Source organism: Amycolatopsis sp. NPDC004772 (assembly GCF_053601215.1).
Genome location: NZ_JBSGBK010000107.1, coordinates 15,957 through 27,005 on the forward strand (window position 1 = coordinate 15,957; position 11,049 = coordinate 27,005).

Sequence of the window (11,049 nt, forward strand, 5' to 3'; positions counted from 1 at the left end):
CGATCCGCACTGCGCCGCCGTCCCCGACCGGCATGCCGGCGGTGCCGCGCCCGACGGACCCGGGCACCGACTTCCCGGACGGCCCGGTCGCCCGGATCGTGACGATGTACTGCGCCCACGCGGACTCCAGCACGGTCTTCGAGGTGCTTCCGGCGGCCAAGCAGGTCGCCAAGGTGCCGTCCGGCGCGCCGCAGACCGGGGGTACCGACGGCCCGGTCGACGGCTCCGGGCGCGCCGCCGCTGATCCGGCCGCGGAGGTACCGTCGGGACGCAACCGAACGGACCACCCGGACGTGTGAACTTGCAGGCACCAGGCAGGGGGAGGACATGACCAGGAGGATCACGAACAGACGGGGTGTCCTGATCGCCGTCGTCGCCGCGTTGCCGGCCACGCTGGTGGTGCTGGCGCTGACGCTCGGCGACGCCCCCGGCTCGGGTACCGCGCAGCCGCCGTCGGCCCAGCCGGTCGCGGTCGCGCCGGAGCCGCAGGCGGACAGCCCGGACGCCGTCGCGGCGTTGCCCAAGTCCGAACCCGTCTCCATCGACATCCCGAAGATCGGCGCGCACTCGTCGCTGGTCCCGCTGGGGCTCAACCCGGACAACACCGTCGAGGTGCCGCCGGTGACCACGCCGCTGCAGGCCGGCTGGTACACCTACGCGCCGACGCCGGGCGAGGTCGGCCCGGCGGTCGTCCTCGGGCACGTCGACGGCAACCACCAGAAGGGGATCTTCTTCCGGCTCAAGGAGCTGGCCGCCGGGGACCGCGTCTCGATCGCCCGCAAGGACGGCACCACGGTGGTCTTCGAGGTGACGAAGGTGCACCAGGTGCCGAAGAAGGATTTCGAGGCCGAAGGGGTCTACGACGACACGGCCGGTCCGGAGCTGCGGCTGATCACCTGCGGCGGCGTCTTCGACCGGAGCGCGCACAACTACGTCGACAACATCGTCGTGTACGCCCGCCTGGTCCAGGCCTGATTTTCGGTTTTTGTCGGTGCCCGGTGCAAGACTGTGCCGGTCGTCACCAGCGGCGGCACGGACGAGGGGTTGGGAGTCGGCATGGTGTTCCGGGACGAAAGATGGCCCGACGGTACGCCCGGCTGGGTGGACCTGATGGTGCCCGATCAGGAGAAGGCGATCGCCTTCTACGGCAGCCTGTTCGGCTGGGACGTGCAGACGGGCGGTGAGGAGACCGGCTTCTACGGCATGGCGCAGCTGCGGGGGCGCCCGGTCGCCGGCATCGGCCGCACGCCACCGGGTCAGGACATCCCACCATTCTGGACGACCTACCTCGCGGTGTCCGATGTGGACCGCACCGCCACGGCCATCACCGAGGCGGGCGGGCAGATCGTGGTGCCGGTGACGGAAGTGCTGAAGGAGGGCCGGATGGCGATCGCGGCCGACCCGGCGGGTGCCGCCTTCGGGCTGTGGGAGGCCGGCAACCACATCGGCACGCAGGTGACGGCGGCCCCGGGCACCTTGGCGTGGAACGAATGCATGAGCCGAGACTTCGCGGCGGCGAAGCCGTTCTACGAGGAGATCTTCGGCTACGGCTTCCAGGACATCTCGAGCGACCAATTCACGTACGCGGTGGTGCTGATCGACGGGCGCCCGATCGGCGGCCTCGGCACGGTGCCGGCCTCGGTGCCACCGGAGGTGCCGTCGTACTGGTCGGCGTACTTCTGGGCGGCGGACGCCGACGCGAGCGCGGCCAAGGTGACCGACCTCGGCGGCACGGTCGAGGGCAAGCCGTTCGACTCCCCGTACGGCCGGCAGGTGCGGGTTGCGGACGACCAGGGAGTGCCGTTCATGATCATCGCCCCGAACGCGCAATCCGGCGAGCCGGAGGGCTGGGAGGTGTGACCCGGGCGGGCAGGGCGACACCTTCGCCCGTGGGCGCGTGACCTGGAGGGCCCGAACGGCGCCTTTGGCGTGGGGGTGCGGCCGGGCGAGCCGGGAGCGTCGCGAGGCGGGCCCCGGTGCGAGGAAGCCTGACAAGCCAGACCGGGAGCGCCACGGCGTGGCACCCCCGGCCCCGGCCGGTCAGTCCTCGTCGGCGACCCAGTCGAACGTCTTGGTCACCGCCTTCTTCCAGTTGCGGTACTCACGCTCGCGGCGGGCGTCGTCCATCGACGGCTCCCACTGCTTGTCCTGGGCCCAGTTGGTGCGGATGTCGTCCTCGGACTTCCAGAACCCGACGGCCAGGCCGGCGGCGTACGCGGCACCCAGCGCGGTGGTCTCGTTGACCACCGGGCGGATCACCGGCACGCCGAGGATGTCGGCCTGGAACTGCATGAGCAGCTCGTTGACGACCATCCCGCCGTCCACCTTGAGGGAGGTGAGCGAAACACCCGAGTCGGCGTTCATCGCCTCGAGCACTTCGCGCGTCTGGAACGCCGTCGCCTCCAGGACCGCGCGGGCGAGGTGGCCCTTATTGACGAACCGGGTGAGGCCGACGATCGCGCCGCGGGCGTCGGATCGCCAGTAAGGAGCGAACAGGCCCGAGAACGCCGGGACGAAGTACGCGCCGCCGTTGTCCTCGACGCTGCGTGCGTGCTCCTCGATCTCGGCCGCCGTTGTGATCATGCCGAGGTTGTCGCGCAGCCACTGCACCAGCGAACCGGTGACGGCGATGGAGCCTTCCAGCGCGTAGACCGTGTCCTTCGAGCCGATCTTGTAGCAGATCGTGGTGAGCAGCCCGTTCTGCGACATCACCTTCTCGGTGCCGGTGTTGAGCAGCATGAAGTTGCCGGTGCCGTAGGTGTTCTTGGCCTCGCCGGGCGAGAGGCAGGCCTGGCCGAACGTCGCGGCCTGCTGGTCGCCCAGGATGCCCGCGATCGGGACGCCCGCCAGCGCGCCCTTCTCGCGGACCTTGCCGTACTCCTCGGACGAGGAACGGATCTCCGGCAGCATCGAAAGAGGGATGCCCATCTCGCCGGCGATCTCGGCGTCCCACTGCAGGGTGTCGAGGTCCATCAGCATGGTGCGCGACGCGTTGGTCGGGTCGGTGACGTGCACGCCGCCGTCCGCGCCGCCGGTCATGTTCCACAGCACCCAGGTGTCCATGTTGCCGAAGATCAGGTCGCCGGCCTCGGCCTTCTCACGCGCGCCCTCGACGTTGTCCAGGATCCACTTGACCTTGGGCCCGGAGAAGTACGTCGCGAGCGGGAGGCCGACCTTGTCGCGGTAGCGCTCCTGGCCGCCGCCGAGGTTGCCGAGCTCGGTGACGATCTTGTCGGTGCGGGTGTCCTGCCAGACGATCGCGTTGTACACCGGCTTGCCGGTGGTCTTGTCCCAGACGAGGGCGGTCTCGCGCTGGTTGGTGATGCCGACGGCGGCGATGTCCTTGGCCGTGAGGTCGGCCTTGGCCAGCGCGCCCGCGGCGACCCGGCGCGTGTTCTCCCAGATCTCTTCCGCGTTGTGCTCGACCCAGCCGGCGCGCGGGAAGATCTGCTCGTGCTCGCGCTGGTCGACCGAGACGACGCGGCCCTCGTGGTTGAAGATCATGCACCGGGTGGACGTGGTGCCCTGGTCGATCGCGGCTACGTACGAAGTCATGTGTGCTCCCGGATTTCCGTCGATCGGGCGATCAGGTCAGGTTGTGGACGGCGAGGTACAGCAGGGCGGCCAGGGCGCCGCCGACGAGCGGGCCGACGACCGGGATCCACGAGTAGCCCCAGTTCGCGTTGGCCTTGTTCTTGATCGGCAGCAGGAACGCGTACGCGATCCGCGGGCCCAGGTCGCGGGCCGGGTTGATGGCGTAGCCCGTCGGCCCGCCGAGGGAGGTGCCGATCACGAGCACCACGAACGAGACGCCCGCGTAGCCCAGTGCGGAGTTGCCGAAGTTCGGGGTGCCGCCGTCGCCGGCCGCGTAGACCGGGCTGAGCAGGATCCAGGCGACCAGCACGAAGGTGCCGATGATCTCGGTGACGAGGTTCCAGGCGGTGTTGGGGATCTGCGGTGCGGTGGAGAAGATGCCGAGGGTGTTCTCGGGCTCGGGGTGGTCGTCGAACTGCAGCTTGTAGGCGGCCCAACAGAGCACGGCACCGAGGATGGCGCCGGCGAACTGGCCGATGAAGTACAGCGGGACGTCCGCCCACTTGGTCTTGTCGGCGATGGCGAGGCCGAGGGTCACGGCCGGGTTGAGGTGGGCCCCGCTCGGGGCGGCGATGCTGGCGCCGGTGAAGACGGCGAACGCCCAGCCGAAGTTGATGAACAGGAAGCCCGCGTTGTGACCGTTGTTCTTACGGAGCACGTGGTTCGCGACGACACCGTTGCCGAGCAGGATCAGCGCGGCCGTTCCCAGTAGTTCCCAGACGATTATTGCTCCAGCACTCACCGCTGCACCTCCACACTGGACACTCTGCGCAGGGTCGATCACGGCGTGCCACGGCCCCGTTGCCGACCCACGTCCGCGCGACGTTACCGGGGCGTAGAAGCTACTTCCAAGCACCGGGCAGCCGAATCTTTTCAAGATCGCGGAGGGTTACGCCACAAGTGTCATCCGTGGACGGGCGGATGATCACCGGGTCGTGCGATGCTGGAAGCCTCGCCGGCACGAGGAGGAATGTCACGTGGCGCAGCACGCAGCGGAGACGAACCCGGCTCGACTGGGCCCGGTCAAGCGGGAAGAGACGTGGCAGCGGCTCGGCAAGGAGACGTTCGACCTCGTCGTCATCGGCGGTGGCGTCGTCGGGGCGGGCACGGCGCTGGACGCCGCGACGCGCGGGCTGCGGGTCGCGCTCGTCGAGGCCCGCGACCTCGCGTCCGGGACGTCGAGCCGGTCGAGCAAGCTTTTCCACGGCGGCCTGCGGTACCTGGAACAGCTCGAATTCGGCCTGGTCCGGGAGGCGCTGCGCGAGCGCGAGCTGATGCTGACGACGATCGCGCCCCACCTGGTGAAGCCGGTCAGCTTCCTCTACCCGCTGACGCACCGCGTGTGGGAGCGCCCGTACACCGCGGCCGGCCTGCTGATGTACGACACGATGGGCGGCGCCCGCAGCGTCCCGGGGCAGAAGCACCTGACCCGCGCCGGCGCGCTGCGGATGGTGCCGGCGCTCAAGCGCTCGGCGCTGATCGGCGGGATCCGCTACTACGACGCGCAGTCCGACGACGCCCGCCACACGATGACGGTGGCGCGGACAGCGGCGCACTACGGCGCGGTCGTGCGGACGTCGACCCAGGTCGTCGGGTTCCTGCGCGAAGCCGACCGGGTGTCCGGCGTGCGCGTGCGCGACGTCGAGGACGGGCGCGAAACGGAGATTTCGGCCGCCGCGGTGATCAACTGCACCGGCGTCTGGACCGACGAGCTCCAGCGCCTGTCGGGCGGCCGCGGCCGGTTCCGGGTGCGCGCGAGCAAGGGCGTGCACATCGTCGTCGCGCGCGACCGGATCGTCTCGGAGTCGGGGATGATCCTGCGCACCGAGAAGTCGGTCCTGTTCGTCATCCCGTGGCGCAACCACTGGATCGTCGGCACGACGGACACGGACTGGAACCTCGATCTCGCGCACCCGGCGGCGACGAAGCACGACATCGACTACATCCTCGAGCACGTCAACACCGTCCTCGCGACACCGCTGACGCACGACGACATCGAAGGCGTGTACGCCGGCCTTCGCCCGTTGCTCGCGGGGGAGAGCGAAGAGACGTCGAAGCTGTCGCGCGAGCACGCGGTGGCCCGCGTGGCCCCGGGCCTGGTGGCGATCGCGGGCGGCAAGTACACGACGTACCGGGTGATGGCGGCGGACGCCGTCGACGCGGCGGCGGTGGACCTGCCGGGCCGCTCCCAGCCGTCCATCACGGACAAGGTCCCCCTCCTGGGTGCGGACGGCTACCACGCGCTGGTCAACCAGGCCGACCACCTGGCCGCCGAGCACGGCTTGCACCCCTACCGGGTGAGGCACCTGCTGGACCGCTACGGCTCACTCGTCCACGAGGTCCTGGCCTCGGCGGAGGGCCGCCCGGAGCTGCTGAAGCCGATCGAGCACGCCCCGGACTACCTGGGCGTCGAAGTGGTGTACGCGGCTTCGCACGAAGGGGCGCTGCACCTGGAGGACGTCCTGGCCCGCCGGACGCGCATCTCGATCGAGTACGCGCACCGCGGCGTGGACTGCGCCGAGCAGGTGGCCACGCTGGTGGGCGAGGTGCTCGGCTGGTCGCCCGAAACGGTGAAGCACGAGATCGAGGTCTACCGGGCCCGGGTGGAGGCGGAGCGCAAGTCCCAGTCCCAGCCGAACGACGAAGCGGCGGACGCGCTGAGGTCGGCGGCGCCGGAGGCCCGCGCGGGCATCGTGGAGCCGGTGAGCTGAGCGGGGGTCAGGACGTCCGGTGCCAGCGGATCAACCGCTCACCGGTCGGCGCCCGCTCGGCCTCCGGGCCCACCAGGGTGAACCCGCAGCGCTCGGCGACGATCGCCGAGGCCGCGTTGCTCTCCTCGTACCGGTAGCTGACCTCGGTCAGCCCGAGGCCGCCGAAGCCGAACCGCAGCGCCGCGTTCAACGCCGTCGTCGCGATCCCCTTGCCGCGCTCGGCCGGGTGGACCCAGATCGTCGCCTCGGCGTACGACGCGTCCAGGTTCAGCTCGCGCAACCCGACCTCGCCCAGCAGCCGGCCCGAGGTCGGCTCCGCGATCGCCCAGGAACAACGCTCGTCGCCCGCCCACTGGGCCGCCCGCAGGGCCACGTACTCGGTGGCCTCGTCCAGGGTGCGCAGCCGGTAGTTCAGGACGTATTTGCGGTGCGTCGGATCGGCGAACGCCTCCATCAACAACGGGCGGTCGTCGAGGTGGCGGTCGGCGCGCAGCTGGCGCAGGTAGTACGTGCCCGCGTTGATCTCCACCGGTTCCACTCCGCCCAGCCTAGCCAGGCCGGGAGCGAGCCGCTCCCGGCCCGGCGATCAAGGTTGCCCGGCGAAAGGGAGCAATCAGGAGCGGCGGCGGCGCGCCCCGGCGATCATGGCCACCACCAGCGGCAGCGCCACCGAAATGATCAGCAGCCGGCCGCGGGACAGGATCAGCACCGCGATCGCCAGGACGATCGCGATCGGGACCGCGCCCGCCGTCAGGAACCGGACCAGGGCGGTGTCCCCGGCAGGCGCCACCATCGGCGCCGACACCCCGGTCAGCAACGCGCTCGGCCGGGGTGAGGGCAGGTCGTCGAAGAGGGGTACGAGCTCGCTGACGCGCTTCGCCGCGGTGACCTTCGCGGACCGGGCGCCGTACTCGTCGATGTCGAGCCGGCCGGTGCGGACGTGTTCCTCCAGGACGTCCAGGGCGTCCTGGCGTTCCTCGTCGCTCAACCGCATGTCGCCCACGGCTGGATCAGCGGCCCAGTTCGCGGCGGTAGGAGTCGCGCAGCTCGCGGCGGCGCTCGCGGTCGCGCAGGTGCCGCTCGCGGCGGTCGCGGTGGTGCTGGTCGTGGTTCCAGTCGTGGCCCCACATCGACTTGCCGAACACCGTCAGCCCGATCGGGACGAAGATGATCGGCCAGGCCAGCGTGCCCGTGGCGATCAGCGCGATCGCGGCGATGAAGGCCAGCGGCACGATCGCGGCGAGGAACCGCTGCGGCGGCGACCAGTTGTCCGGGGTCCGCGGGCGCGCCGGCTCGGGTGGCGCGGCGGCGGGCTCGGGGGCCGCGACCGCCTGCGGGACGTCCTCGTACCGCGGGTGCGGGGCGGGGAGGTCCGCGAAGATCTCGGCGAGCTCGCCGCGCGTCTTGGCCGCGGTGATCCGGGCCGAGCGCTCGCCGTACTCGTCGATGTCGATCCGCCCCGCGCTCATGTGCTCGCCGAGGGCGGACAGCGCGGACTCACGGTTCTGGTCGCTGATCCGCAACTGCGGAGACGGGACTTCGGTCACGTAGTCGATGGTAGGCCGCCCCGGGGGCGGCCCACCACGACATCTGTAACGAACCGTGCTACTTGAGCTCGAGCAGCTGTGTGCCTTGCGTCACGGCGGCGCCGACCTCGACCGAAAGCCCGGTGACCGTGCCCGCTTTGTGGGCGGTGACCGGATTCTCCATCTTCATCGCCTCGAGGACGACGATCAGCTCACCGGCTTCGACCGTCTGGCCCTCTTCGACGGCCACCTTGACGATCGTGCCCTGCATCGGCGCCGTCACGGCGTCACCGCTCACCGCCGCCTTGGTGCCGCCGGCCCGCTTCCGCGGCTTCGCCTTGACGGCCGTCCCGCCGCCCCCGCCGCCTTCGAACGCGAACCCGCCCGGCAGCGACACCTCGAGCCGGCGCCCGCCGACCTCGACGACGACGTTCTGCCGCGGTTCCTCTTCGGCGGCCTCCACGTCCGGGGCGACGAACGGCTCGATCCGGTTGTCGAACTCCGTCTCGATCCAGCGCGTGTGCACGCTGAAGCCGTTCTCGTCGCCGATGAACGCCGGGTCGTTCACGATCACGCGGTCGAACGGCAGCACCGTCGCCATGCCTTCGACGACCATCTCGTCGAGCGCCCGGCGGCTGCGTTCGAGGGCGTTGTTCCGGTCCGACCCGGTGACGATCAGCTTGGCCAGCATCGAGTCGAACTGCCCGCCGATGACGCTGCCGGATTCGACCCCCGAGTCGACCCGCACGCCCGGCCCGCTCGGCGCGACGAACTTCGTCACCGTGCCCGGCGCCGGCAGGAAGCCGCGGCCGGCGTCCTCGCCGTTGATGCGGAACTCGATCGAGTGGCCGCGGGGTTCGGGGTCGGAGGTGATCCGCAGCTGCTCGCCGCGCGCGATGCGGAACATCTCGCGGACCAGGTCCAGCCCGGTCGTCTCCTCCGACACCGGGTGCTCGACCTGCAGCCGCGTGTTGACCTCGAGGAAGGAAATCGTGCCGTCGGTCGCGACGAGGTACTCGACCGTGCCGGCGCCGTAGTAGCCGGCTTCCTTGCAGATCGCCTTCGCGGACTCGTGGATGCGCTTGCGCTGCTCGTCGCTCAGGAACGGCGCGGGCGCCTCCTCGACGAGCTTCTGGTGCCGGCGCTGCAGCGAGCAGTCGCGGGTGCCGACGACGATCGCGTTGCCGTGCATGTCGGCCAGCACCTGCGCCTCGACGTGGCGCGGCTTGTCCAGGTACCGCTCGACGAAGCACTCGCCGCGGCCGAACGCGGCGACCGCCTCGCGGGTGGCCGACTCGAACAGCTCGGGGATCTCTTCGCGGGTGCGCGCAACCTTCAGGCCGCGGCCGCCACCGCCGAACGCGGCCTTGATGGCCACCGGCAGGCCGTGCTCGTCGGCGAACGCGACGATCTCGGCGGCGTCCTTGACCGGCTCCTTCGTGCCCGGCACCAGCGGCGCGCCCGCGCGCGTGGCGATGTGGCGGGCGGTGACTTTGTCGCCGAGGTCGCGGATCGCCTGCGGGCTCGGCCCGATCCAGGTCAGCCCGGCGTCCAGGACGGCCTGCGCGAAGTCCGCGTTCTCCGAGAGGAAGCCGTAGCCGGGGTGCACCGAGTCGGCGCCCGACCGCTTGGCGGCGTCCAGGAGCTTGTCGAAGTTCAGGTAGCTCTCGGCGGCCGTCGTGCCTCCCAGCGCGAAGGCTTCGTCGGCCAGACGTACGTGCGGCGCGTCGCGATCCGGGTCGGCGTACACCGCGACACTGGCCAGCCCAGCGTCCTTCGCGGCTCTGATGACGCGTACCGCGATTTCGCCACGGTTGGCGACCAGGATCTTGGTCACCGGACCACCCGTGGTTTCGCCGACCTGCTCGGCCACCCCGCACCTCCTGCGTCCGACAGCTGCATTGCTGACCGCCCACGCGGCATCAGGGAAGTCTACGGATCTGACGTCCGGAGTCTCCTGAGTGAGAGGTGGACCACGCTCAGACGTGGTGGCGCAGCTCCTCGGGCAGTGGCGAGTCGAGCACGATCACGTCGTACGGGTTCGCGGAGTGCACCTTCGGCAGGTGCTCGGTGTTCACCAGCACCCACGGCTGGTGCTCGCCGCAGCAGTCGATCAGCCGGTCCAGCGCGGTGAAGGCGACCAGGGCGGTGCGGCCGTCCGGCGTGCGCCGCAATTCGATGGACGCGCCCTCGGCCTCGGGGTCGACCGGGCCGGTCGGGAGGTACAGGGCGGGCGGCAGGTTCGGGTTCGTCACCCGGACAACATAGACGGACACCCTCCGCTACCCGTGACCCCGTCGGGTTGAACCCGCCACATCGTCACGGGGCGCTGCCGACGCACGCGCGCGAAGCGGCTTACGCTCTGTCTTATGCGGACTACGGCAGCGCGGACGCCCCGGTCGGCGCTGCTGACCGCGGTGCTGGCCGCGGTGGTCACGGTCGGCGCGATCGGCGCGGTGTTCCTGCTGCGGCCGCGGCCCGAGGCGGCGCCCGGACTGGCCGAGCCCGCCGCCGGCCCGGTGACACCCGCGGTGACCTGCGGCGGCGGCCCGTGCCGCCAGCTCGCGGCGGTGACCGTCGGGGGCACGCCGGTGGTGCTGCTGACCGGCACCGCGGGCGGTTCGGCCCGCCTGCGCGTCGGGCCCGAGCCGGGCACGGTGTTCGAGCTGTCGATCGCCCAGCTGGGTGTCCGGCTGGACCAGAACTCGCTGCGCTGCATCGACGGCCCGGCGCCGGCGTGCCTGGTCCGCGGCGACGTCGGCGACGACGGCACGGCCGCGTACGGCGAACTGCTGGTCGCCAGCGGGGGAGTGTGGCGCGACTGGGGCAAGCCGTTCTACGCGGACGCCGGGACGCTGTCGCTCTACGACGTCACGGCCGACGCCAGCCCCGACGTGATCGTGGTCCGCCACGACTGCCCGGATTCCGCTTCCGGCACGCCGAAGTGCGCGACCGCGCCGGTGCTGGGCGAGGTGTACGACCTCTCGGGCCGGACGGTGGGCTGCACGCGCCGGGTGACGTCGCCCTCGGACCTGCGCGGCTGGCCGGACATCCGCCTCACCCGCGCCGACCTGCGCGCCTGCCCGTCCTGAGTCGCAAGCGCCCCAATGTGGCGGGGGGGGGGGGGGGGGCGCCGCCAGCCCCAAATTAGGGGGGATGTGGGACTACCGCCCAAACAACCGGGGCTTGGAGTGCGGTGGGGGGGGCGGGGGTGCGGC

General features: G+C 71.1%; 12 protein-coding genes. 5 read left to right on the top strand and 7 right to left on the bottom strand.

Going from position 1 to position 11,049, the window contains the following annotated elements:
- Positions 1 to 41: 41 nt before the first annotated feature.
- The 3 genes from ACWEF6_RS38100 to ACWEF6_RS38110 all read left to right on the top strand — a co-directional run bounded on the left by ACWEF6_RS38100 (position 42) and on the right by ACWEF6_RS38110 (position 1,860).
- The gene (locus ACWEF6_RS38100; protein WP_449687395.1) at positions 42 to 299 is read left to right on the top strand and encodes a hypothetical protein; all 258 of its coding nucleotides are present in this window, start codon (positions 42 to 44) and stop codon (positions 297 to 299) included.
- Between the two features lie 28 nt (positions 300 to 327).
- A complete protein-coding gene (locus ACWEF6_RS38105; RefSeq protein ID WP_449687396.1) occupies positions 328 to 975 on the top strand; it encodes a class F sortase in 648 nt (215 codons plus the stop codon).
- A gap of 81 nt (positions 976 to 1,056) precedes the next feature.
- A complete protein-coding gene (locus ACWEF6_RS38110; RefSeq protein WP_449687402.1) occupies positions 1,057 to 1,860 on the top strand; it encodes a VOC family protein in 804 nt (267 codons plus the stop codon).
- Between the two features lie 180 nt (positions 1,861 to 2,040).
- Here the strand turns inward: ACWEF6_RS38110 and glpK are convergent, their stop codons facing one another.
- Both glpK and ACWEF6_RS38120 read right to left on the bottom strand, forming a co-directional pair.
- The gene (glpK, locus tag ACWEF6_RS38115; protein ID WP_449687397.1) at positions 2,041 to 3,555 is read right to left on the bottom strand and encodes a glycerol kinase GlpK; all 1,515 of its coding nucleotides are present in this window, start codon (positions 3,553 to 3,555) and stop codon (positions 2,041 to 2,043) included.
- Positions 3,556 to 3,586: 31 nt separating this feature from the next.
- The gene (locus ACWEF6_RS38120; protein WP_310971038.1) at positions 3,587 to 4,336 is read right to left on the bottom strand and encodes an MIP/aquaporin family protein; all 750 of its coding nucleotides are present in this window, start codon (positions 4,334 to 4,336) and stop codon (positions 3,587 to 3,589) included.
- Between the two features lie 235 nt (positions 4,337 to 4,571).
- Here ACWEF6_RS38120 and ACWEF6_RS38125 point away from each other — a divergent pair, with 235 nt between their 5' ends.
- Positions 4,572 to 6,305, top strand: coding sequence for a glycerol-3-phosphate dehydrogenase/oxidase (locus tag ACWEF6_RS38125; RefSeq protein ID WP_310971037.1), 1,734 nt, complete (start codon positions 4,572 to 4,574; stop codon positions 6,303 to 6,305).
- Between the two features lie 7 nt (positions 6,306 to 6,312).
- Here the strand turns inward: ACWEF6_RS38125 and ACWEF6_RS38130 are convergent, their stop codons facing one another.
- The 5 genes from ACWEF6_RS38130 to ACWEF6_RS38150 form a co-directional block, all read right to left on the bottom strand.
- The gene (locus ACWEF6_RS38130; RefSeq protein WP_310971036.1) at positions 6,313 to 6,843 is read right to left on the bottom strand and encodes a GNAT family N-acetyltransferase; all 531 of its coding nucleotides are present in this window, start codon (positions 6,841 to 6,843) and stop codon (positions 6,313 to 6,315) included.
- 75 nt (positions 6,844 to 6,918) lie between these two features.
- Complete coding sequence (locus ACWEF6_RS38135) at positions 6,919 to 7,308, bottom strand: DUF1707 SHOCT-like domain-containing protein (protein ID WP_310971033.1); 390 nt, start codon at positions 7,306 to 7,308, stop codon at positions 6,919 to 6,921.
- A 7-nt stretch (positions 7,309 to 7,315) separates the two neighbouring features.
- On the bottom strand, positions 7,316 to 7,852 hold the full coding sequence (locus ACWEF6_RS38140; RefSeq protein ID WP_310971032.1) for a DUF1707 SHOCT-like domain-containing protein: 537 nt from the start codon (positions 7,850 to 7,852) through the stop codon (positions 7,316 to 7,318).
- A gap of 58 nt (positions 7,853 to 7,910) precedes the next feature.
- Positions 7,911 to 9,704, bottom strand: coding sequence for an acetyl/propionyl/methylcrotonyl-CoA carboxylase subunit alpha (locus tag ACWEF6_RS38145; protein ID WP_449687398.1), 1,794 nt, complete (start codon positions 9,702 to 9,704; stop codon positions 7,911 to 7,913).
- Between the two features lie 106 nt (positions 9,705 to 9,810).
- Positions 9,811 to 10,086: an SAV_915 family protein gene (locus ACWEF6_RS38150; protein ID WP_310971029.1), complete on the bottom strand. Its 276-nt coding sequence runs from the start codon at positions 10,084 to 10,086 to the stop codon at positions 9,811 to 9,813.
- Positions 10,087 to 10,200: 114 nt separating this feature from the next.
- Between ACWEF6_RS38150 and ACWEF6_RS38155 the strand changes: the two genes are divergently transcribed.
- The gene (locus tag ACWEF6_RS38155; protein ID WP_449687399.1) at positions 10,201 to 10,923 is read left to right on the top strand and encodes a hypothetical protein; all 723 of its coding nucleotides are present in this window, start codon (positions 10,201 to 10,203) and stop codon (positions 10,921 to 10,923) included.
- Positions 10,924 to 11,049 lie beyond the last annotated feature (126 nt).